Annotated in this window: 23 protein-coding genes; 12 read left to right on the forward strand and 11 right to left on the reverse strand. The window is 75.4% G+C overall.

The features are described from left to right. Positions 1–27: 27 nt before the first annotated feature. Positions 28–804, reverse strand: coding sequence for an MIP/aquaporin family protein (locus MU522_RS10625; RefSeq protein ID WP_246990917.1), 777 nt, complete (start codon positions 802–804; stop codon positions 28–30). A 187-nt stretch (positions 805–991) separates the two neighbouring features. Between MU522_RS10625 and dhaK the strand changes: the two genes are divergently transcribed. From dhaK to dhaM, 3 genes are read left to right on the forward strand one after another with little or no spacing between them, the layout of a single operon-like run. Continuing rightward, positions 992–1,996: a dihydroxyacetone kinase subunit DhaK gene (gene dhaK, locus MU522_RS10630; RefSeq protein WP_246990918.1), complete on the forward strand. Its 1,005-nt coding sequence runs from the start codon at positions 992–994 to the stop codon at positions 1,994–1,996. A gap of 1 nt (position 1,997) precedes the next feature. After that, a complete protein-coding gene (gene dhaL, locus MU522_RS10635; RefSeq protein ID WP_246990919.1) occupies positions 1,998–2,627 on the forward strand; it encodes a dihydroxyacetone kinase subunit DhaL in 630 nt (209 codons plus the stop codon). Beyond that, positions 2,624–3,289: a dihydroxyacetone kinase phosphoryl donor subunit DhaM gene (gene dhaM / locus MU522_RS10640; RefSeq protein ID WP_246990920.1), complete on the forward strand. Its 666-nt coding sequence runs from the start codon at positions 2,624–2,626 to the stop codon at positions 3,287–3,289. The genes dhaL and dhaM overlap by 4 nt, the downstream gene beginning before the upstream one ends. A gap of 6 nt (positions 3,290–3,295) precedes the next feature. On the opposite strand, the gene MU522_RS10645 is transcribed toward dhaM, so the two are convergent. Continuing rightward, the gene (locus MU522_RS10645) at positions 3,296–3,586 is read right to left on the reverse strand and encodes a GNAT family N-acetyltransferase (protein ID WP_128189961.1); all 291 of its coding nucleotides are present in this window, start codon (positions 3,584–3,586) and stop codon (positions 3,296–3,298) included. 31 nt (positions 3,587–3,617) lie between these two features. On the opposite strand from MU522_RS10645, the gene MU522_RS10650 reads away from it, so the two are divergent. Continuing rightward, positions 3,618–4,547, forward strand: coding sequence for a DMT family transporter (locus MU522_RS10650; protein WP_128189962.1), 930 nt, complete (start codon positions 3,618–3,620; stop codon positions 4,545–4,547). Positions 4,548–4,581: 34 nt separating this feature from the next. Then, positions 4,582–5,478, forward strand: coding sequence for a LysR family transcriptional regulator (locus tag MU522_RS10655; RefSeq protein ID WP_246990921.1), 897 nt, complete (start codon positions 4,582–4,584; stop codon positions 5,476–5,478). On the opposite strand, the gene MU522_RS10660 is transcribed toward MU522_RS10655, so the two are convergent. Next, positions 5,371–6,210 carry an amino acid racemase gene (locus tag MU522_RS10660; protein ID WP_246990922.1) on the reverse strand — a complete coding sequence of 280 codons (840 nt, stop codon included), beginning with the start codon at positions 6,208–6,210 and terminating at the stop codon, positions 5,371–5,373. The two genes, MU522_RS10655 and MU522_RS10660, sit on opposite strands and share 108 nt — an antisense overlap. Before the next feature lie 40 nt (positions 6,211–6,250). After that, positions 6,251–6,985: a lysoplasmalogenase family protein gene (locus tag MU522_RS10665; RefSeq protein WP_246990923.1), complete on the reverse strand. Its 735-nt coding sequence runs from the start codon at positions 6,983–6,985 to the stop codon at positions 6,251–6,253. 91 nt (positions 6,986–7,076) lie between these two features. On the opposite strand from MU522_RS10665, the gene MU522_RS10670 reads away from it, so the two are divergent. Together MU522_RS10670 and MU522_RS10675 are read left to right on the forward strand one after the other, a co-directional pair. Further along, positions 7,077–8,231, forward strand: a complete 1,155-nt coding sequence (locus tag MU522_RS10670) for an ATP-binding protein (RefSeq protein WP_246990924.1) — start codon at positions 7,077–7,079, stop codon at positions 8,229–8,231. 173 nt (positions 8,232–8,404) lie between these two features. After that, complete coding sequence (locus MU522_RS10675; protein WP_246990925.1) at positions 8,405–10,090, forward strand: thiamine pyrophosphate-binding protein; 1,686 nt, start codon at positions 8,405–8,407, stop codon at positions 10,088–10,090. A gap of 1 nt (position 10,091) precedes the next feature. Here the strand turns inward: MU522_RS10675 and MU522_RS13305 are convergent, their stop codons facing one another. Both MU522_RS13305 and MU522_RS10690 read right to left on the reverse strand, forming a co-directional pair. After that, positions 10,092–12,377 (reverse strand): protealysin inhibitor emfourin, encoded by a 2,286-nt coding sequence (locus MU522_RS13305; protein ID WP_348645596.1) that lies wholly within the window; start codon positions 12,375–12,377, stop codon positions 10,092–10,094. Between the two features lie 57 nt (positions 12,378–12,434). Then, positions 12,435–12,722, reverse strand: coding sequence for a DUF1905 domain-containing protein (locus MU522_RS10690; RefSeq protein ID WP_246990926.1), 288 nt, complete (start codon positions 12,720–12,722; stop codon positions 12,435–12,437). Positions 12,723–12,814: 92 nt separating this feature from the next. On the opposite strand from MU522_RS10690, the gene MU522_RS10695 reads away from it, so the two are divergent. Continuing rightward, positions 12,815–13,480: a thioredoxin domain-containing protein gene (locus tag MU522_RS10695; protein WP_246990927.1), complete on the forward strand. Its 666-nt coding sequence runs from the start codon at positions 12,815–12,817 to the stop codon at positions 13,478–13,480. 203 nt (positions 13,481–13,683) lie between these two features. Beyond that, positions 13,684–14,544 (forward strand): hypothetical protein, encoded by an 861-nt coding sequence (locus MU522_RS10700; RefSeq protein WP_246990928.1) that lies wholly within the window; start codon positions 13,684–13,686, stop codon positions 14,542–14,544. Between the two features lie 30 nt (positions 14,545–14,574). Here the strand turns inward: MU522_RS10700 and MU522_RS10705 are convergent, their stop codons facing one another. The 5 genes from MU522_RS10705 to MU522_RS10725 form a co-directional block, all read right to left on the reverse strand. After that, positions 14,575–16,077 (reverse strand): sodium:alanine symporter family protein, encoded by a 1,503-nt coding sequence (locus MU522_RS10705; protein WP_246990929.1) that lies wholly within the window; start codon positions 16,075–16,077, stop codon positions 14,575–14,577. 91 nt (positions 16,078–16,168) lie between these two features. Further along, complete coding sequence (locus MU522_RS10710) at positions 16,169–16,972, reverse strand: thioesterase family protein (protein ID WP_246990930.1); 804 nt, start codon at positions 16,970–16,972, stop codon at positions 16,169–16,171. Positions 16,973–16,981: 9 nt separating this feature from the next. Continuing rightward, entirely contained in the window at positions 16,982–17,509 is a 528-nt protein-coding gene (locus MU522_RS10715; RefSeq protein ID WP_246990931.1) for a hypothetical protein, read from the reverse strand. 44 nt (positions 17,510–17,553) lie between these two features. Then, positions 17,554–17,940, reverse strand: coding sequence for a DUF6578 domain-containing protein (locus MU522_RS10720; RefSeq protein ID WP_246990932.1), 387 nt, complete (start codon positions 17,938–17,940; stop codon positions 17,554–17,556). Beyond that, on the reverse strand, positions 17,937–18,419 hold the full coding sequence (locus tag MU522_RS10725) for a pyridoxamine 5'-phosphate oxidase family protein (RefSeq protein WP_246990933.1): 483 nt from the start codon (positions 18,417–18,419) through the stop codon (positions 17,937–17,939). Before MU522_RS10725 ends, MU522_RS10720 begins: the two co-directional genes overlap by 4 nt. Before the next feature lie 54 nt (positions 18,420–18,473). On the opposite strand from MU522_RS10725, the gene MU522_RS10730 reads away from it, so the two are divergent. The 3 genes from MU522_RS10730 to MU522_RS10740 are packed head-to-tail and all read left to right on the forward strand — an operon-like array spanning position 18,474 to position 20,928. Then, positions 18,474–19,721 carry a saccharopine dehydrogenase NADP-binding domain-containing protein gene (locus MU522_RS10730; protein WP_246990934.1) on the forward strand — a complete coding sequence of 416 codons (1,248 nt, stop codon included), beginning with the start codon at positions 18,474–18,476 and terminating at the stop codon, positions 19,719–19,721. A gap of 9 nt (positions 19,722–19,730) precedes the next feature. Beyond that, positions 19,731–20,159 carry a GNAT family N-acetyltransferase gene (locus MU522_RS10735; RefSeq protein ID WP_128190020.1) on the forward strand — a complete coding sequence of 143 codons (429 nt, stop codon included), beginning with the start codon at positions 19,731–19,733 and terminating at the stop codon, positions 20,157–20,159. Beyond that, positions 20,152–20,928, forward strand: a complete 777-nt coding sequence (locus tag MU522_RS10740; protein ID WP_225792714.1) for an alpha/beta hydrolase — start codon at positions 20,152–20,154, stop codon at positions 20,926–20,928. The genes MU522_RS10735 and MU522_RS10740 overlap by 8 nt, the downstream gene beginning before the upstream one ends. The last annotated feature ends 10 nt before the right edge of the window (positions 20,929–20,938 follow it).

Genomic DNA, 20,938 nt, shown 5'->3' on the forward strand with positions numbered 1-20,938 from the left:
GGGGCGATCCGCCCCCTCCCCGTCGATTCAGGCCGCCGCGATCGTCGCGATCAGCGCCGGCGCGGCGAGCCCTGCGAGCACGCCGCCGATGATCGGGCCGGCGACCGGGATCCACGAGTAGCCCCAGTCGCTGTCGCCCTTGCCGCGGATCGGCAGCACCGCGTGCGCGATGCGCGGTCCGAGGTCGCGGGCGGGGTTGATGGCGTACCCGGTGGGTCCACCGAGCGAGGCGCCGATGCCGACGACGAGGAGCGCCACAGGGAGTGCGCCGAGCGCGGCGAGGCCGGCGGGCACGCCGTCCTCGGTGCCGTTCTGCGCGCCGAAGCCGATCACGACGAAGACCAGCACGAAGGTGCCGATGATCTCGGTGATCAGGTTCCAGCCGGTGTTGCGGATGCCGGGGCCGGTCGAGAAGGTGCCGAGCTTGGCGCCCGGGTCCTCCTCGATGTCGAAGTGCTGCTTGTAGGCCAGCCAGCAGAGCACGGCGCCGAGGAAGGCGCCGAGGAACTGGCCGCCGAGGTAGGCCGGGAGCGCCGCCCAGTTGTACTCCGCGCCCGTCGCGAGGGAGTTCGCGAGCAGGCCGAAGGTCACGGCCGGGTTGATGTGCGCGCCCGAGTAGATGGAGACGGTGACACCGGCGAACACCGCGAAGCCCCAGCCGAAGTTGATCATCAGGAAGCCGCCGCCGAAGCCCTTGTTGCCCTTCAGCACCACGTTGGCGACCACGCCGCAGCCGAGCAGGACGAGCATCGCGGTGCCCACCAGCTCGGACAGGAAAATCAGACCGATGTTCGGATCGTCCACAGGACCCTGCTTTCTCGTCCACGGGCCTCATCGCCCGTACCGCCCGCTCGGGTGGTATCGCCACTGTAACCAGCAATGGGTTGGCTGTGTGGAGTCGATTGGAGGATGTCTCAGATGATCCGTCGAGTTTCCAGCGGTCGAGGCGTAGCGTGAGCACAGACCCGCTGTCGTCCGAAGGAGAGCCACCGTGAAGAAGCTCATCAACGACCCCGCCAAGACCGTCGACGAGGGCCTCGCAGGCTTCGCCGCCGCTCATGCCGACCTCGTGCGAGTGGTGGTCGACCCGCCGTTCGCCGTCGTGCGCGCGGATGCGCCGGTGGCGGGCAAGGTCGGGCTCGTCTCGGGCGGCGGCTCGGGCCACGAGCCCCTGCACGCGGGCTTCGTCGGCTTCGGCATGCTCGACGCCGCGGTGCCGGGCGCCATGTTCACGTCGCCGACGCCCGACCCCATCCTCGAGGCGACGAAGCAGGTCGACGCCGGCGCGGGCGTGCTCCACATCGTCAAGAACTACACCGGCGACGTGCTGAACTTCGAGACCGCCGCCGAGCTCGCGCTCGCCGAGGGCATCGAGGTGCAGTCGGTCGTCGTCGACGACGACGTCGCGGTCAAGGACTCGCTCTACACGGCCGGCCGGCGCGGCGTCGCGGGCACGCTCCTCGTCGAGAAGCTCGCGGGTGCAGCCGCCCAGCGCGGCGACACGCTCGACCAGGTCGCCGAGGTCGCGCGCACCGTCAACAGCCGGGTGCGCTCGATGGGCATGGCGCTCGCGCCGTGCACCGTGCCGCACGCGGGCGAGCCGAGCTTCGACCTCGGCGACGACGAGGTCGAGATCGGCATCGGCATCCACGGCGAGCCCGGCCGCGAGCGCATCGCGCTCGAGCCCGCCGACCGCATCGTCGACCGCCTCATGGAGCCGATCCTCGAGGACCTGCCCTTCTCGAAGGGCGACCGGGTCGTGCTGCTCGCCAACGGCATGGGCGGCACGCCGCTGTCGGAGCTCTACATCGTCTTCCGTCGCGCGGCCGAGATCCTCTCCGAGCGCGGCATCGAGCTCGCCCGCTCGCTCGTCGGCTCCTACGTCACGAGCCTCGAGATGCAGGGCGTGTCGATCACGCTCCTGCAGGTCGACGACGAGCTGCTCGACCTCTACGACGCGCCGGTGCAGACCGCGGCGCTCCGCTGGGGCCGCTGAGGTGGCCGAGCAGCACCTCGACGGCGCCTGGACGCGACGCTGGATCGAGGCGGTCGCCGCCGCGGTCTCGAGCCGCAAGGCCGAGCTCACGGCGCTCGACCGCGCGATCGGCGACGCCGACCACGGCGAGAACCTCGACCGCGGCTTCCAGGCGGTCCTCGGCAAGCTCGACGCGCTCGACGACGGCGCGACGCCCGGCGCCGTGCTGAAGCTCGTCGCCACGACGCTCATCTCGACGGTCGGCGGCGCCGCCGGTCCGCTCTACGGCACCGCGTTCCTCAAGGGCGCGATGGCGGCGGGCGAGCGCGACGCGCTCGATGCGGCGGGCCTGGTCGAGGTGCTCACCGCGGCGCGCGACGGCATCGTCGCGCGGGGCAAGGCCGAGCTGCAGGACAAGACGATGGTGGATGCGTGGACGCCGGCCGTCGACGCCGCCGCGGCAGCGGGCGACGACGTGCGCGCCGTGCTCGAGGCGGCCGCGCAGGCCGCCCAGGCGGGAGCCGTCGCCACCGAGCCGCTCGTCGCCCACAAGGGGCGCGCCTCGTACCTCGGGGAGCGGGCGATCGGGCACCGCGACCCGGGCGCCGAGTCGACCGCGCTCATGCTGCGCGCCGCCGCGGAGACGCGGTGACCGTCGGGCTCGTCGTCGTCTCGCACTCCGCCCGGATCGCGGAGGGCGTGGTCGAGCTCGCGGCGCAGATGGCGCCGAGCGTGACGATCGCGCCCGCCGGCGGCACCGACGACGGGGGCATCGGCACGAGCTTCGACCGCATCCAGGCGGCGCTCGCCGAGGCGGAGTCCGGCGACGGCGTCGTGGTGCTGTGCGACCTGGGCTCTGCCGTGCTCACGGCCGAGACCGCACTCGAGCTCGCGGAGGCGCCCGAGCGCATCCGCATCGCCGACGCCCCGATCGTCGAGGGCGCGGTCGCCGCCGCGGTCGCCGCCGAGTCGGGCGACGGGCTCGAGGCGGTCGTCGCCGCCGCTGAGGGGCGGCAGGCGGAGGCCGCGCCCGCGCAGGCGGGCGACGAGCCCGCGGGCGAGGCGCAGCGCCTCGAGCTCGTGCTCGACAACGAGCACGGGCTGCACGCCCGACCGGCCGCAGAGCTCGTGCGCACGGCGAGCGGCTTCGACGCCGCCGTCACCGTCGAGGGCGTCGACGCGAAGAGCATGCTGCGCGTGCTCGCGCTCGGGCTCGATCGCGGCTCGCGCGTCGTGTTCGAGGCGACGGGCCCCGACGCCAGCGACGCGCTCGCCGCGATCGAGGCGCTCGCGCGGAACCGCTTCGGGGAGTAGCCCGGCTCAGCCGGTGACGTGCACCGCGAACTCGTCGGCGGCGGCACGCGCGCGCACGAACGAGCAGAGCGGCCGCACGCGCTTGCCGTCGGCGATGGTGGCGCGCAGCGCCGCATCGACGAGCTGCGAGCCGACGCCGCGCCCGCCGAACGACGGGTCGACCTCGGTGTGCACGAAGGAGCGCACCCCGTCGGCGTCGCGGTAGTCGGCGAAGCCCGCCAGGGCGCCGTCCAGGTGCGCCTCGAACCGGCGCGCCTCGGCGTTGTCGACGATCTCGATCTGCTGCTGCTGGTCCATGGCGGTCACGCTACCGCCCTAGGCTGATCCGGTGGCAGCGACAGGGACGACTCGGCTCGCGACCGCGCTGCTCGTGGCCCTGACGATCGTGTGGGGCTCGACCTTCTTCCTCATCCGCGACCTCGTGCAGCACGTGCCGTCGCTCGACTTCCTCGGCGTGCGGTTCCTGCTCGCCGCGGTCGTCATGACGCTCATCGCATGGCGGTCGATCGCCCGGCTCGGGCGACCGCTGCTGCTGCGCTCGGCCGCGCTCGGCGGCCTCTACACCGCCGCGCAGATCCTGCAGACGATCGGCCTCGAGACGACCCCCGCATCCGTCTCCGGGTTCCTCACCGGCCTGTACGTCGTGCTCACGCCGCTCATCGCCGCGCTCGCGCTGCGCCACCGCATCGAGCGCAGCACCTGGGTCGCGGTCGCCGTCGCCGCCGCGGGCCTCGTCGTGCTCACGCTCACCGGCATCTCGTTCGGCGTCGGCGAGGCGCTCACGCTCGGCGGGGCGCTCGCCTACGCGCTCCACATCATCGCCACCGCGCGCTGGGCCACCACCGAGCACGCGCTCGGCATCTCGATCGTGCAGCTGTGGGTCATCGGCCTCGTGTGCCTCGCCGGCGGCGCGCCCGACGGCATCACGCTGCCCGACACCGGCGGCCAGTGGCTGTCGATGGCGTACATGGTCGTCTTCGCCTCGATCGGCGCCATGTGGGTGCAGACGTGGGCGCAGGCCCAGATCAGCGCGACCCGGGCCGCGGTCATCATGACCGCCGAGCCCGTGTGGGCGACGGCGTTCGCGATCGCGTTCGGCGGCGAGCAGCTCACCTGGCGGCTGCTCGTGGGCGGCGGCATGATCCTCGGTGCCATGTACGCCGTCGAGCTGCTCGCCGCGCGCAGGCACGCGACCGCGACGCGCGACGAGACGCCGACGGGCGCGATCGACGCGCCCGTGCGCATGCCGGGGGAGTAGCGGGCTCGCCGGAGGAGTGCGGCATGCTTGACCCATGCAGCTGGACCCGCGACGCATCCTGATCTTCCGCACGGTCGCGCGCGAGGGCTCCGTCTCGGGCGGGGCGCGCGCGCTCGGGTGGACGCAGCCCGCCGTGAGCCAGCACATCCGGCTGCTCGAGGAGGAGGTCGGCCAGGCGCTGCTGCTGCGCTCGTCGACCGGCGTCACGCTCACCGAGGCCGGCCAGCGGCTGCTGCGCCACGCCGACGGCATCGCGGGGCTGCTGGGCTCCGCGGAGGCGGAGCTCGCGTCGCTCGCCGAGGGCGCCGGCACCGTCACCATCGCGGCGTTCCCGTCGGCGCTCGCCGACTTCGTGCCCCGCGCGATCGCCGCGGCGCGGGTCGCCGTGCCGGGCCTCACGGCCCGCGTCATCGAGGTCGAGCCGCCCGAGGCGATCGAGGCGGTGCTCGCCGGCGACGCCGACGTCGCGGTCGCTTTCGAGTACGACGAGCTGCACGACGAGGTGCAGCTCGCGCGCATCGAGCTCGGCCCCGACCCGTCGCGCATCGTGCTGCCGCGCGACCACCCGCTCGCCGACGGCCGCCCCGTCGACATCGCCGACCTCGCGAGCGCCGACTGGGTGGGCGGCTGCGAGCGCTGCCGGTCGCACCTCGAGGCCCTCGCCGCCGACGCCGGCTTCGCCCCGCGCATCCAGTTCGAGACCGACGACTTCGTCGCGGCGCAGTCGTTCGTCGCCGCCACCGGCTCCGTCACGCTGCTGCCCGACATGGCGCTGCGGGTGCTCACGCGCGACGACGTGGTGGTGGCGCCGCTCGCCGACGGCTCAGGCCGGACGGTCTCCTTGCGCCACCGCCACGGCGCGGAGCGCGTTCCCGCGGTGCAGACCGTGCTCGACGCCATGCGGCGGCTCTGGAGCGAGCGCGTCGGCTGACGCCTCGCCGAGCGCGATCCGCGCGAGGGCGGCCGCGTGCTGCTCGCACGAGTCGATGAGCGGCACGCGCGCGTCGCCCGCGTCGACGAGCAGCATGATCTCGGTGCAGGCGAGCACGATCGCCTCGGCGCCCGCGTCGGCGAGCGCGGCGAAGGCATCGCGGAAGGCCGCGCGCGACGCCTCCGTCACGACGCCGCGCGTGAGCTCGTCGAAGACGATGCGGTCGAGCTCGACCTGCGCGGATGCGTCGGGCACGACGGTGCGGATGCCGTGCGCGGCGAGGCGGTGGGCGTAGAAGCGCTCCGACATGACCCAGCGCGTGCCGACGATGCCGAGCGTGCGAGCGCCGGCCGCGCGTGCCGCGTGCGCGACGGCATCGGCGATGTGCACGAGCGGCACCCCGATGGCGGCCTCGACCTCGGGCGCCACCTTGTGCATGAGGTTCGTCGCGATCGCGATCGAGCCGGCGCCCGCGCGCTCGAGAGCCGCCGCCTCGCGGGCGAGGATCGCCGCGGCGCCCGACCAGTCCTCGCGCAGCTGGCAGTCGCGCACCTCGGCGAAGTCGACGCTCGCGAGCAGCATGCGGGCGGAGGCGTGGCCGCCGCGCGCCGCGGCGACCTGCTCGTTGATCGCGCGGTAGTAGTGGGCGGTCGAGTGCCAGCTCATGCCGCCGAGGATGCCGAGGGGTGCGGGGTGCTGCATGAGGTCCACTCCAGCACCCGCGACGGGCATCAGTCCAGCCTGTGTTGCTCAGCCCGCGGATAACCGCCGCTTATGTCTCGGCGACGCCGAGCCGGAGGCGCTGCTGCAGGCTGAGCGCGAGCAGGGCCTGCGCCGCCGCGTACGGGATGAGCACCGCGAACGCGCGCAGCGCATCCGGCATCTCGAGCACGAACAGCCCGAAGCCCTGGATGAGGTCGGTCGCGAGCAGCAGCAGGCCGCCCACGAGGCCCGGGGTGTCGATGGCGGCGAACGCGGCGAGGCCCGCGAGCACGAGCGCGTACACGAGCACGGGCACGGCCAAGGGTCCGGCGTTCGCGGCGATCACGGTGCCGGCGAGCAGCGCCACGAACGCGTAGCCGGGCGCAGCCCAGCTCCAGGCGAGCGAGCGCCGCCGCGTCGGCCACAGCGCCGCGAGGTAGACGAGGTGCCCGGCGAGGAAGAGCCCCAGCAGCACGATCGTGATGGCCGTCGCGGCGCCCAGGCCGTCGCCGAGCGCGCACAGCACGAGCGCGGCGACGTGCCAGCGGCCCACCGCGTGGCGGAGCGCCCCGATGAGCACGAGCGCCACGGCGATGGGGGTCGCGAGCGCCCACATGAGCGCCTTGCGCGTGAGCTCGAGCAGCCCGGCGTCGCCGATCTCGAGCCCCAGCAGCAGCGCGGCGCCGACGTTCGCGGCGAGCGCGATGCCCGAGCACCAGAACGCGAGGCGCAGCGGCCGCGGCACGCCCACCGGCCCGCCCGCGGGCGCCCCGGCGCGCAGGCCTGCGGTCGGCGTGGCGGACATGCCGCCATCGTTCCACGCCGAGCGCGGTGGGCGGGGCCGGGCTGTCGCCGTGTCGGCGAGCCGGGTGGGCGGTCGGTGGCAGAGTGTCCGCGTGCACGACAACCCGTTCCGGCCCGGCTTCGGCATCTCGCCGCCCCTGCTCGCCGGCCGCGACGCGCTGCTCGCCGAGTGGCGCGAGGTGCTCGGCCTCGGCGCGTGGTCGCCCTTCCGCGCCGCGCTCGTCACGGGCATGCGCGGGGTCGGCAAGACGGTGCTGCTCAACGCGGTCGAGGACGAGGCGCGCGGCCGCGGCTGGACGGTCGTGCACGGCACGCTGCACGTCGGCCTGGTCGAGGCGCTCGAGCGCGACCGGCTGCCGGCGCTGCTGCAGTCGCAGGATCCCGAGGCCTACGCGCGTGAGCTCACCGGTGTCACGCTGCCGCAGCTGGGCGGCGCGACGACCCAGGTGGTGCCGCAGTACCCGCGGGAGCCCCGGCTCGAGAGCATGCTCGCGCGGCTCGTCGAGCTCGCCGAGGCGCGCGGCGCCGGCGTGCTGCTCTCGCTCGACGAGGTCGCCGTCGAGTCGATGCAGGAGCTGCGCCGCATCGCGATCGCGGTGCAGCACCTGCTGCGCGAGGACCGCCGCGTCGCGATCGTCGCGGCCGGCGTGCCCGCCTCCATCGCCGCTGCGCTCGAGGCCGACGGCCTCACGTTCTTCCGCCGCGCGCAGCAGGTGCGGCTCGACACCCTCACGCTCGCCGAGGCGCGAGCGGCGATCGCCGAGCCGGTGCGCGCCCACGGCCGCTCCATCGGCGAGGCGGCGCTCGAGCGCGCGGCGCGCGCGAGCGAGGGCTACCCGTTCCTCGTGCAGACGATCGGCGCGCGCGCGTGGGAGCACCGCCCTGCCGACGACGAGATCACGGCGGATGCGGTCGAGCACGCCGTCGAGGTCGCCTACGCGACGATGGGCGAGAGCGTCATCGTGCCGGCGCTCCGCGGCCTGTCGGGCCGCGACCGCGACTACCTGCTCGCCATGGCCGAGGACGACGGGCCGGCGACCACGGCCGACGTCGCCGAGCGGATGGGCGCGACGAGCGGCAACGCCGGCAGGCAGCGCGCGCGGCTGCTCGATGCGGGCGTCATCGTCGTGCCCGGGCGGGGACTCGTCGACTTCGCCATCCCGCGCATGCGCGAGCACCTGCGCGAGCACCCGCACGACGCGCAGCTGGGGCTGCCGACCGCCGCCCGCCGCACGTTCCACGACTGACGCGCGTCGGCTACGCTCGTCACGTCAGGCGCCCTCGCGCGCCGGTCTCGAGAAATGGGACCACGCGCATCCGCGCGCGACACACACGAACCCCATCGTCGAGGTTCCGTGCCACGTCGCGCCGCACCCGCTGCCGCGCCGTGGATGAGCCTCCGTCCCGCCCTGGAGTGCCCGTGTCCGACACCACCACCGTCTCCGCCGCCGTCGCCGCCGAGCTCGAGCAGCACGCGTCCCACGTCTTCGCCCTCATGGGCAACGGCAACGCCTGGTTCCTCGACGCCGTCGTGCGCCGCGGCGCCATGCGCGTCACCGCCGTGCGGCACGAGGCGGCAACAGTCGCCGCCGCCGACGCCTGCTTCCGCGCGGGCGGCGGGCTCGCGATCGCGACCACCACCTACGGGCCCGGCTACACGAACGCGCTCACGCCGCTCGCCGAGGCCGCGCAGGCGCGCGTGCCGCTCGTGCTCGTCGTCGGCGACCAGCCGACCACCGGGCCGCGGCCGTGGGACGTCGACCAGGCCGCGATCGCGGCCGCAGTCGGCGTCGAGACGATCGTCGTCGGCACCGGAGACGCACGTGCCGCCGCCCGCCGCGCGGCGCAGACGGCCCTCGTGGAGCGCCGCCCCGTCGTGCTCGCGCTGCCGTACGACCTCGCCCACCGGCCGGCGGAGGAGGAGACCGGTGGCGTGGCCACGGCGGAGCGCGCGCCCGTGCCGCCGTTCATCGCGATCGACGCCGAGCAGCTCGCGGGCGTGGCGGCGCTGCTCGACGCCGCCGAGCGGCCGCTGCTGCTCGCCGGCCGCGGCGCGCACCTCGCGGGGGCGGCCGAGCCGCTCCGCGCGCTCGCCGCACGGCTCGGCGCCCGCACCGCCTCCAGCGCGCTCGGCAGCGGCATCTTCGCCGCCGACCACCGGCACCTCGGCATCTCGGGAGGCTTCGCCTCCGAGCGCGCCGCCGCCGCGATCGAGCAGGCGGATGCGGTGCTCGTCGTCGGCGCGGGCCTCAACCAGTTCCAGACGCGGTTCGGCGACGCCTTCGCGCCCGCCGCCCGCATCGTGCAGGTCGACGTGCTCGATGCAGCGACGAACCCGCGGGTCGACGAGCTCGTGCGCGGCGACGCGCGCCTCGTGGCCGACGCGCTGCTCGCGCTGCTCGGCGACGGCGACGGCCACGCGCGCGGCGACGAGGGGTGGGCCGCGGCCGGCCTCGGCGACGTCACGGGCATCCACTTCGAGCGCGAGGCGGGGGAGCCGGCCGCGCCCGACGGGCGGCTCGACCCGCGCAGCCTCTTCCACGCGCTCGAGCGCATCCTGCCCGACGACCGCGTGGTCGTCTCGGACGGCGGGCACTTCATCGGGTGGGCGCCGACGCACCTGACGATCGCCGACCCCGAGCGGCTGCTGATGGTCGGCACCGCCTTCCAGACCATCGGGCTCGGGTTCCCGAGCGCGGTGGGCGCCGCGGCGGCCCGGCCCGACGACACGCTCGTGCTCGTCTCGGGCGACGGCGGAGCGCTCATGGCGCTCGCCGACCTCGACAGCGTGGCGCGCACGGTGCGCCGCGGCGTGGTCGTGATCGTCAACGACGCCGCCTACGGCGCCGAGATCCACCAGTACGCCGTGCGCGGCGTCGCCGAGCAGCCCATGCTCATCGACCAGGTCGACTTCGCCGCGCTCGGCCGCGCGGTCGGCGCCGAGGGCGCGGTGATCGAGACGCTCGCCGACCTCGCGCAGCTCGAGGCCTGGCTCGCGAGCGGCGCCGAGGGAGTCTTCGTCGCCGACTGCCGCGTCTCGCAGCAGGTCGTCGCGCCCTACATGCTCGAGATCGTCGAGGCGGCGACCCGCGCCTCGGCCCGGTAGGTCACGCCGGCTCGTCGCCCTCGTGCGCGACCGGCTCGTCGCCCTCGTGCGCGACCGGCTCGTCGCCGCCGAGCGGCCGGTCGCCGAGCTCGAGCAGGCGCCGCAGCAGCTCGAGCACCTCCTCCGGCAGCAGCGGCTCGGCGACCGTCACGTCGCAGCGCGTCTCGACCGTCACGCGCCACAGCGGCGCGTCGGGCATCGCCTGGCCGTCGAGCGCCTCGAGGGCGCCCGAGGCGACGAGGGTGTCGAGCCGCTCGCGATCCGCGCCGGGGATGACCTCGAGCTCGAGCACGGCCGCGCGAGTGCGGCCGAGCATGCCGCCCGAGCGAGCGACCCGCACCGCGTCATGGGCCGCATGCGTCGGCGCCGCATCCGTCGGCTCCGCGCCGTCGCCGTGCGCCGGTCCGGCCGCGGGCTCGAGCACGCCGACGGCCTCCCACGCGGCCCGCACCGCGCCGGTCTCGCGCGCGTCGTCGCCGTAGCGCGCGGCCGCCGCGGCGAGCGTGGCCTCGGCGAAGTCCCGGAAGCCGGCCGTGCGGGGGAGCGGGCCCGTGAGGGCGTCCATCCAGATGCGGCCCGGCGCCTCCCACGCGTGCCCGCCGATGGCGGTCGCCGCGAGGTGGAAGGCGCGGTTGGGGATGCCGGAGTTGATGTGCACGCCGCCGAGGTCGTCGGTCGTCACGACGAGGTCGCGCATGTGGCCCGGCTGCGGGTCCTTGCCGAGCACCGGGTCGTCGAACGCGGTGCCGGGGGCGGCCATCGACCGGAGCGCCACGCCCTGCACCTGCTCGGTGAAGACCCCGGCACCGATGAGCCAGTCGGCCTCGTCGGCGCGCTGGCCGAGCGAGTGCTGCTTCACGAGCGCGCCGAGCACGTCGGCGATCGACTCGTTGAGCGCCCCGGGCTCGTCGCGGTAGACGAGGTCGGCGGTCGCGGAGATCACGCCGTGGCCGAGCTCGTGGCCGATGACGTCGACCGCGCCGGTGAAGCCCGCGAAGACCTCGCCGTCGCCGTCGCCGAAGACCATGCGCTCGCCGTCCCAGAACGCGTTGTCGTAGCGCTGCCCGTAGTGCACCGTCGCGAGCAGCGGCATCCCCGCGCCGTCGAGCGAGTCGCGCCCGAGCGCCTCGAAGAGCATGCGCCACGAGTCGCCGAGCCCGTCGAAGGCCTGGTCGGCCGCCGGGTCGCCGGTGGGCGGGTCGCCCTCGGTGCGCACCGGGTCGCCGGGCAGCGCCGTCGTGCCGCGCGCGTCGCTCACGACGCGGTGGGGCGCGGGGCGCTCGCCGGGCACGCGCGCGGGGGCGGGGGCGCGCAGCCGGCGATGCGCGGGCGCGGCGGCGCGCTCGGCGCGGATGCCGCGGTCGAGGCCGAGGGTGTGCGCGGCGACCGAGGCGGCGGGGCTGCCCGCCGCGGCGAGGCGCTCGAGCAGGAACGGCGGCACGATGCCGTGCCGCGCGGACGGGTGGGGCGCGCGGTCGGACTGCCGCTCGCGCAGCGCGCGCGCGAGGCGCGGCGCGATGATCGCCGCCCAGTGCCGGTAGCCGGCCGCCGACGGGTGGAAGCCGTCGGATGCGTGCAGGTGCGGCTCGAGGATCGCGGGCGTCGGCAGGTGCAGCACGTGCGGCTCGGCGGCGGCGATCCGCTGCAGCACGTCGTCGAGGCTGCGGGCGTGGCCGCCGATGAGGGATCGGATGGGCTGCGGCAGCCACTCGAACGTGTCGATCTGCGGCGCGCCGGCGAGGCCGAGCACACCGCCGGGCGCGAGGCGCCGCCCGAGGCCGTCGACGAGCCCGCCGATCGCGCGCGCGAACGCGCGTCGGCTGACGAGCTGCAGCGCGTCGTTGGCGCCGACGAGCAGCACGATCGCGTCCCACGGGGCGTCGTCGGACGCGCCGACGGCGGGCAGGTGCCGCTCGAGCACCTGCGCGGCGTTCGAGCCCTCGAGGCCCTCGATGCGCCACGCGACCGGTCGGCCGCGGTAGTCGGCGACGAGCGCGGCGGTCTGCACGGCGAGGCTGTCGTCGAGCCGCTCGGCGCCGACGCCGGTCGCGGTCGAGTCGCCGATGACGAGCAGCCGCAGCGGCGCGCCGTCGCCCTCGCCGACGGTGCCCGAGCGCGTGCCCGCAGGCTCCGGCAGCCACACGAGCCCCGACTGCAGGCGCTTCGCCTGCCCCAGCAGCACCGGGGCGAGCGCGAAGGCGGCGGGGCGGGCGAGGCGGTGGAGCGCGCGCTCCGCGCGCCGGGCGGCGACCGCCGCGGTCGCCCCGATCCGTGCTGCCAGCTGCATCCCGCACCCCTTCGCCTCGTGAGACGCCGATGCTACTCGGCGGCGCTGACGCGGTCGTCAGCGGCCGAGGCGCATCCGCACCCGCACCGGGTCGCCGACCCGGATGCCCTCCGCGCGCTGCACGACCATCTTGAGCGGCAGCAGGTAGCCGCCGTCGCGCGGGAACAGCGAGGTGGTGAAGGTCGTGCCGCCGACCGTCGCCTCCACGGGGATGACGCCCCACCCGTAGGTGAGCTCGCGGGCGCTCTCGGCGATCAGCTCCGACTCGTCGGCGGGCACGGGTGCGAAGACGAAGGGGGCGGGGCCGCGCCATTCGATCGCGGTCGTGCTGAACTCGAGCTCCACCCGCGGCACGCTACTCCTCGGGCCGGCCCATGCGCCCCTCAGTGCGCCGTCGAGGTCCGGGTAATGGCCGTCGCCCCGATAGCCTGGAGCGCATGTCGCGAAGCGCCGCCGTCAGCATCTCCGTCCTCGTCGGGGCGATCGTCCTCATCGTCGCAGCCGCGCTGCTGATCGTGCGCCCGTGGGAACCGAGCACCGCGGCGCCGGCGCCGGCCGCCGTGAGCGGTCCGCCCGCCGAGCTCGTCGACGAGACCACGCACATCCTCGACGACGCGGGCGAGGGCGCACCCGTCGTCGTCGAGTTCCTCGACTACGAGTGCCCCGCGTGCGGCCAGTTCCACCCCATCGTCGAGGAGCTGCGCTCGACCTACGCGGGCGAGGTCACGTTCGCGGTGCGCTACTTCCCGCTGCCGAGCCACGACGCGGCGATCCCGGCGGCGCTCGCGGCCGAGGCGGCCGCCCAGCAGGGGCAGTTCGAGGCGATGCACGAGCTGCTCTTCGACCGCCAGCAGGAGTGGGCCGGCACCGAGGACGCCGCGGCGGTCTTCCGCGGCTACGCCGAGGAGCTCGGCCTCGACCTCGAGGCCTACGACGCCGCCGTCGCCGACCCCGCGACGCTCGACCGCGTCGCGCTCGACGCCAACGCCGGCATCTCGCTCGGCGTGCAGTCGACGCCGACGTTCTTCGTCGACGGCGAGCAGCTCGAGCTGCGCGACTTCGCCGACCTCGAGACGGCGATCCAGGCGGCGCTCGAGCAGTAGGCCCGCTTCCCGAGCGCGCCTCGGCAGGGCAGCCGCCGACGGCCCGACGGGGAGGAGGAGCCGCCGGCGGCTCGACGCGAGGCCGACGACCGACGCCATCCGCCCTCTGTCGCGAGCGACGCTAGCTGGCTCGCCAGGCCGGGCGGAATGGGCAGTTCTCCCCGCCGGGAGCTCGCTGCCTCCGCAGGTGCCAGGATGGCGACGTGCCGCGCCGTCGGAGCCTCGGAGCGCTGGCCGCCGCGTGCCTGCTGGCGGTCGCGCCGCTCGGCTGCGCGGGCGCGCCCGCGCCCGACGAGGGGCCAGCTCCCGACGTGCTCGTCGAGCTCGTGCAGCTGCGCGGCGACGTCGCCTCCGGGCACGTCGAGCTGCGCGTCACGAACCGCGGCGACCGCGAGCTCGTGATCGCCTCGACGGCCTACGAGTCGAGCCGCTGGAGCGCTCCGATGGTGCGCGACGACGAGGCGCGCATCCCGCCCGGCGCGCGACGCAACCTGCGCCTGCCGCTGCCGGAGCCCACGTGCGACGCGGGCCCGCTCGAGCATCGCGCGACGCTCCGCCTCGCCGACGGCCGGGAGCTCGAGGCGGAGCCCGCCGACCCCGACGGGCAGCTCGAGGCGCTCGACGACGCCGTCTGCGACCTGCGCGCCTTCGAGCGCGAGGTGGCCGGGCTCGCGTGGGGCGAGCCGGACATCCCCCAGGACGGCTCGGGGCCGGCGGTGCTGCGGCTGGAGGTGACGCCGGTGGCAGGCGACGGCGAGCCGCTCGGGCGGCTCGAGGCGATCCCGGCGACCGTGCTCCTCGCGCTCGAGGCCGACGGCGAGCGCGCCGAGGCGCTGCCGCTCGGCATCGAGCTGCGCGCGGGCGCGGCGCCCATCGCGGTGCGGGTGCCGCTCGTGCCCGGCCGCTGCGACCTGCACGCGGTCGCCGAGGACAAGCAGGGCACGCTCTTCCGCATCCGCGCCGAGCACGGCGACCGGCCCGTCGACCTCGTGCTCCCGAGCCCCGACGCGCAGCGCGACGCGCTGCTCGACTGGGTCGTCGCCCGCTGCGCTGCCCTGCCCTGAGCGGCCGCCGTCAGCGGCCCTGCGCTGGGCTCAGTCGCGCGCGGCAGCCCGCAGATCGATGCGCGACGTGCCGATGCGGTCGCCCGCCTTCCACTCGTCCCAGCCGGGCTGGTCGGCCATGAACGCCTCGACCTCCTCCTTCGACGCGCGCAGGTGCGGGTCGTGGCGCAGGTAGTGCCGCGTCTCGCGGGCGACGAGGCCCGAGAGGATGAGCAGGCCGATGAGGTTCGGCAGCGCCATCAGGCCGTTCGCGACATCCGAGAACGACCACACGAGCGACAGCTGCGTCGTGCAGCCGATGAAGACGACCGCCGAGAACAGCACCCGGAACGGCATGACCCAGCGCCGCCCGAGCAGCCGCTCGACGTTGCGCTCGCCGTAGTACGACCAGCCGAGGATCGTCGAGTAGGCGAACATCAGCAGGCCGAGCGTCACGATCCAGTGGCCCCACTCGCCGGGCAGGCCGGTGCTGAACGCCTCGCCGGTCATGAGCGCCGCGCTGATCGGCTCGCCGGTCGCCTCGTCGACGTCGTCCCAGACGCCCGTGACGACGATGGTGAGGCCGGTGATCGAGACCACGATCAGCGTGTCGATGAAGGTCTGCGTCATCGACACGAGGCCCTGGCGCACGGGGTGCGTCGTGCGCGCCGCGGCGGCCGCGATCGCCGCGGAGCCGAGTCCCGACTCGTTCGAGAACAGGCCCCGCGCGACGCCGTACTGCACGGCGATGATGAGCACCGACCCCGCGAACCCGCCGACCGCGGCCGTGCCCGTGAACGCATCCGTGAAGATCTGCGCGATCGCCGCCGGCAGCCCGCCGAGGTTCGCGCCGAGGATGTACAGGCCGCCGAGCACGTAGAGCACGATCATGACGGGCACGAAGCCGGCCGTGACGCGGCCGATCGACTTGATGCCGCCGACCAGCACGACGAGGGTGAGGACGGCGAGGATGATGCCGGTCACCCAGGTGGGCACGCCCCAGCTGCTGTCGACGTTCGTCGCGATCGAGTTGCCCTGCGTCATGTTGCCGATGCCGAAGCAGGCGACGATGGTGAAGACGGCGAACGAGAGCGCGAGGACCTTGCCGAGCGGGCCCGGGATGCCCTTCTGCAGGTAGTGCTGCGGGCCGCCCGACTTCTCGCCGGCGTCGTCGGTCGTGCGGAACCGCACGGCGAGGTAGGCCTCGCTGTACTTCGAGGCCATGCCGACCAGGCCCGTCACCCACATCCAGAACAGCGCACCGGGGCCGCCGATGCCGATCGCGGTCGCGACGCCGACGATGTTGCCGGTGCCGACCGTCGCCGCGAGCGCCGTGGTGAGCGCCTGGAACTGCGAGATGTCGCCCTCGGCGCCGTCGTCCTTGCGCTGGAGGAGACCGAGCCGCAGCCCCGCGCCGAGCTTCAGGAACTGCAGCCCGCCGAGCCTGATCGTCAGGTAGAGGCCGGTGCCGACGAGCAGCGGGATGAGGAGGAACGGGCCCCAGACGATGCCGCTCAGGGCATCGAGGGCGGTCTGCAGCGGCTCGAGGTTCATGGGCGCTTCTGGTGTCGTTCGGTCGGGGTCGTGGTGGCTCGCACCGGGGAACGACCCTAGCCCGGGAGCGCGTCCCGGGCCGCATCCGCCGTCAGCGCTGCAGGCTCGGCCGCACGGTGAGCGTCTGCGCCGCGCGCCCGACGGGCCCGTGCTCGTCGTGCAGCTCTGCGGCCGTGATGCCCTGCCCCGTCGGGCCGAACGCGACCGTCGTGTCGAAGCCGATCCAGCCTCCTCGCGGCTGCCGCAGGAGGTGGATGGTGAGGTCGAGGTTGGGGAACATCCAGTCGTCCGGGCTCTCCCGCACGGCGACGCCGTTCGCGACGTCGACGAGGCCGATCCAGCGGGCGAGCGGGCTCGCCTCCTCGCCCTCGACGAGCGCGAGCGGCGAGGAGATCCACATGCGGCTGCGGCCCGGGGCTCCCTGGCCGCACTCGCGCACCTCGAGCGACCGCACGAATCCGCCGCCCCACGCCTCGTCGAACGCGGTCGGCCGCGCCTCGTCGCGCGCCGGCAGGGGAGGGGCGGTGCCGCCCGCGACCGCGGCGGTGTCGGCGGCGACGCTGTGCCACGCCCGGGCGACGGCGACGTCGCGGCCGGCGATGGATGCGCTGGCCTCGGTGAGCTCGATCGTGCGACCGGGTCGGCGGGTCTCGACCCGCACCGCGATCTCGTCGAGCGCCAGGAACCCGAGGATGTCGAAGGCGATGCGTCCGAGGAGCAGGTCAGCCGCTCCCGCGGCGGTGCGGTGCTGCTCGATCGCGTGCGTCAGCAGGCCGCCGAGCGGGGCGAAGTGCAGCTCGCCCGGCTGCCAGGCGCCGCTCGCGTGCTCGGTGGGGAGGTAGCGGCCGTCGCCGAGCGCTCGCAGGTATGCGGGGGCTGCAGGGTCGGCGCGCATCCTCCGAACCTAGCCGCCCGCGCCCTCCGGCGGGTGCAGCAGCAGGTCGGCCAGGTCGTCGAGGTAGCGCTCGAGCGGCACCGGCGCGTCGGTGCCCCAGCGCACGAGCGCCTCGCCGCCGCGCACGACGAGCGCGCGGTCGCCGTCGATGAGCGACGCGTCGATCGGGATGGGCGCGATCGCGTGGTTGACGGTCTCGCCGAGCGGGAAGCCGCCCTGCAGCGCGGCCGCGCGGTAGGCGCGGCGCTGCTCGACCGACGCCGAGTGGAACTGGGGCCGGCCCGGCTCGGCCACGCGCGTCGAGATGCCCGTCTGCCACACGGCGCCGTCGCGCGCGACGAGCAGGGCGCCGAGGCGCCAGGCGCGGCCGAGCGATCGCATCGTCGGCCGGCGGCGGATGCCGAGCACGGGCTTCGGCTCGACGTGCTCGGCGAGCGCCTCATCGCGCGCGCCGGCTGCCGCGAGTCGCTCCGCGACGCGCTCGAGCGCCGCCCGCGCGCGCTCGACCGCCGCCGCATCCGCCGGATCCACGTCCACGCCGAGCATCGTACGGGGGTGCGCCGAACCCTCCGCGCGCAGGGTCAGGTGACGTCGGGCGTCATGGCGTCGACGCGCAGCCGCACGAGGTAGCCCATGACGTCGCCCTCGAGCATCTCGAGCATCTCGAGCGTCGAGCGCACGCGCTCGGTCGTCGCCGACCCGTCGACGGCAGCTCCGTCGGGACTCCGGGTGACCCGGACGCACTCCACGTCCTCGACGAGACCACGGGTCACGATGACGGCACGGCCCGGGACGGCATCCACCTCGGTGTCGAGCTCGAAGTCGATCGAGCGCGGCTCGCCGAAGAGCCTCGCGCTCCAGGCATCGGGTGCCGAGAGCCTCCACTCGACCTCGATCCCGGGAGCGGCGGCGAGGCCGGTGTCCCACACCTGCCAGTCGGTCAGCCAGACGGTCGCGCGCTGCGTCACATGCGGACGATGCCGCTGTCGCCGAGGTCGGGCTCGCCGTCGGTGACCAGGCCCTTCATCAGCTGCACGGCGGTCGCGACGGCGCCGGGGGAGTCCCAGTACTCGGCGCTCGTCGCCGTCACCTCGAGCAGGCCGTTGTCGGGGTCGTCGGGCCCGCCCGACATGAAGATGCCGGCGGAGGCGTCCCACAGCTCGCGCAGCTTCGCGCGGTCGTCGACGAAGCGGGCGGTGCCCGCGAGCGACACCCAGCCGCCCTTGCCGGCGTAGTGCACGTTGACGCGCGGGTCGGCCTCGATCGCCGCGACCTTGTCGGTCGACCGCTCGCTGATGAACCAGACGGTGCCTGGGTGCTCGAAGTCCTGCGTGCCCATGGGTGTCGAGACGAGGTCGCCCTGGGCGGAGACGTAGGCGAGGGAGGCGATGCGCGTCGAGCGCATGATCTCGGCGATGGTGTCGAGCCGGTCGTCGTGTGCAGTCATGGCGCCACGCTCGCACCGGGGGCTGTGCGCAGGCTGGGGGTGCACGATGGGCGCATGCCCGACGACCGCGACCTCGACCTCGTCCTCCTCGGCGCGAGCGGCTTCGTGGGCCGGCTCGTCGCCGGCCACCTGGCCGAGCACGCGCCCGCCGGCCTGCGCATCGCCCTCGCCGGGCGCTCGCGCGAGCGGCTCGAGGCCGTGCGCTCCTCGCTCGGCGCCGCGGCCGCCGACTGGCCGATGCTCATCGTCGACAGCGGCGACGCCGCCGGTGTGCGGGCGCTCGCCGAGCGCACGCGGGTGGTCGCGACCACCGTCGGCCCCTACCTGCGCCACGGCCTGCCGCTCGCCGAGGCGTGCGCCGCGGCGGGCACCGATTGCGTCGACCTCACCGGCGAGGTGCTCTACGTGCGCGCGCTCATCGATCGCTGCCGCGACCGGGCGCGCACGACCGGCGCCCGGCTCGTCGTCTCGTGCGGCTTCGACTCGGTGCCGTCCGACCTCGCGGTGCACCTGCTCCGCGAGCGCGCCGCCGCAGACGGCGCGGGCGGCCTCGGCGACACGACGCTGCGCGTGCGGCGCCTCGTCGGCGGCGTGAGCGGCGGCACGATCGCGTCGCTGCGCGAGCAGCTCGAGCGCACGCGGGCGGATGCGTCGCTCGGTCGTGTCGTGCGGGATCCGGCCGCGCTGAGCGGCGGCGCACCGCTCGCTGCCGGCCAGCCCGATGTCGCGGTGCCCTTCCGCGACGCCGAGACGGGGGAGTGGGATGCGCCGTTCGCCATGGCGCCCTACAACACCCGCCTCGTGCGACGCTCCCACGCGCTCCGCGAGGCGCACGACGACGCCCGCTTCCGCTATCGCGAGGTCGTGCCCACCGGTCGCGGCACCGCCGGACGCCTCCGCGCGTCGGCGCTCGCCGCGGGGTTCGCGGCGCTCGCGGGCGCGCTCGCGACCCCGGGCATCCGCTCCCTGGTGGCGCGGGCGCTCCCCGCCCCGGGCGAGGGGCCGTCGGCCGAGCGGCGAGCGGCGGGCTCGTTCGAGGTCGAGACGACGACCACCACGACCCGCGGCCGCCGGTACGCGGCGGCCGTCGCGGCCGAGGGCGATCCCGGCTATGCCGCCACCGCGGTCATGCTCGGCGAGGCCGCGCTCGCGCTCGCGGTCGACAGTGCGCGCTGCAGCCCCGACGGCGGCGTGCTGACGCCCGCGGTGGCGCTCGGCGACGTGCTCGTCGAGCGGCTGCGGCGTCGCGGCTTCCGGCTCGACGTGCGCGAGCTCCAGCCCGCTGCCGGGCGGCGGCCGTAGAGTGCCAGGATGCTCACCTTCGCCGATCGCGTGCCCACCGTCGACGAGCAGCGCGCCGTCGCGACGTCGGTCGGCTGGGGCGAGCACTTCGACTGGGCGTCGATCGGCGCCTCGCTCATCGGCTCGCTGCACGGCGTCGTCGCGCTCGACGGCGACGAGGTCGTCGGGGTCGGGCGGCTCGTGGGCGACGGGGTGCGCTACTTCTACGTGCAGGACGTGATGGTGCGGCCCGAGGCGAGCGACGAGGGCATCGCGTCGCGCATCGTCGAGCGGCTGCTCGAGTGGGCGCGGGCGCAGGCGCCGGCGGATGCCGTGGTCGGCCTGTTCGCGAGCCCCGAGGCCGTCGGGGTCTACGAGGGCCTCGGCTTCGCCGCCGCCGACGGCGACCCGCTCGGCATGACGCTCGACCTCGCCCCGCGCGACGGCATCCGTGCCTGACCTGCGCCGCCGCGATCGCGCGCCGCGCGCGGGCCGCACCCGCCGGGAGCGGATCGGCGACCTCGAGTTCCGCGTCTCGGGCGACCTGCGCGAACGGCCCGGCCCGCGCGAGGCGATCGTGCTGGTGCACGGCATCGGCATGTCGCAGCGCGCGATGCATCGGCTGCACCGCACGCTGCGGCCCGGCGCGCTCGTGCTCTCGATCGACATGCCGGGCCACGCGGGCCTGCCGGTGCCGCGGCGCGAGGTCGACGTGGTCGAGATGGCGGGGGCGCTCGGCGCGCTCCTCGCCCGGCTCGGCCTGCCGCCGGTCGTGCTCGTCGGCCACTCGATGGGCGCGCAGTGGGCGGTCGAGCTCGCGGTGCAGCGGCCGGAGCTCGTCTCGCGCGTCGTCGCGATCGCGCCGGTCGTCGACGCCGCGCATCGCTCGGTGCGCGAGCAGCTCGTCGCCCTGCTCGCCGACGCGGTGCGCGAGCCGCCGAGCCTCGTCGAGATCGCCTGCACCGACTACCTGCGCTGCGGGGTCGCCTGGTACGCGGCGCAGCTGCGGCAGACGCTCGCCTACCCGATCGAGCGGCGCCTGCCGGTGCTGCGCCGCCCGCTGCTCATCGTGCGCGGCGCGCACGACACCGTCGCGGGCGAGGCGTGGTGCCGCGCGCTCCGCGACGCGACCCCCGACGCCGCGCTCGTGCGCATCCCCGGGCACCACCACGCCGCGCAGCACTCCGCGCCGCGCGCCGTCGCCGCCGCGATCGTCGCGCACCGCTGACCGCCGCGAG

It is taken from the genome of Agrococcus sp. SCSIO52902 (assembly GCF_022983135.1).
In the GTDB taxonomy this organism is placed as follows: Bacteria; Actinomycetota; Actinomycetes; order Actinomycetales; family Microbacteriaceae; genus Agrococcus; species Agrococcus sediminis.

Bases quoted from the DNA above. Each gene is read 5' to 3' on its own strand.
- MU522_RS10655 (WP_246990921.1), top strand. From the start codon at position 4,582: ATGCAGCTGGACCCGCGACGCATCCTGATCTTCCGCACGGTCGCGCGC.
- MU522_RS10665 (WP_246990923.1), bottom strand. From the start codon at position 6,985: ATGTCCGCCACGCCGACCGCAGGCCTGCGCGCCGGGGCGCCCGCGGGC.
- MU522_RS10645 (WP_128189961.1), bottom strand. From the start codon at position 3,586: ATGGACCAGCAGCAGCAGATCGAGATCGTCGACAACGCCGAGGCGCGC.
- MU522_RS10695 (WP_246990927.1), top strand. From the start codon at position 12,815: ATGTCGCGAAGCGCCGCCGTCAGCATCTCCGTCCTCGTCGGGGCGATC.
- MU522_RS13305 (WP_348645596.1), bottom strand. From the start codon at position 12,377: ATGCAGCTGGCAGCACGGATCGGGGCGACCGCGGCGGTCGCCGCCCGG.
- MU522_RS10705 (WP_246990929.1), bottom strand. From the start codon at position 16,077: ATGAACCTCGAGCCGCTGCAGACCGCCCTCGATGCCCTGAGCGGCATC.
- MU522_RS10735 (WP_128190020.1), top strand. From the start codon at position 19,731: ATGCTCACCTTCGCCGATCGCGTGCCCACCGTCGACGAGCAGCGCGCC.
- MU522_RS10660 (WP_246990922.1), bottom strand. From the start codon at position 6,210: ATGCCCGTCGCGGGTGCTGGAGTGGACCTCATGCAGCACCCCGCACCC.
- MU522_RS10710 (WP_246990930.1), bottom strand. From the start codon at position 16,972: ATGCGCGCCGACCCTGCAGCCCCCGCATACCTGCGAGCGCTCGGCGAC.
- MU522_RS10730 (WP_246990934.1), top strand. From the start codon at position 18,474: ATGCCCGACGACCGCGACCTCGACCTCGTCCTCCTCGGCGCGAGCGGC.
- MU522_RS10725 (WP_246990933.1), bottom strand. From the start codon at position 18,419: ATGACTGCACACGACGACCGGCTCGACACCATCGCCGAGATCATGCGC.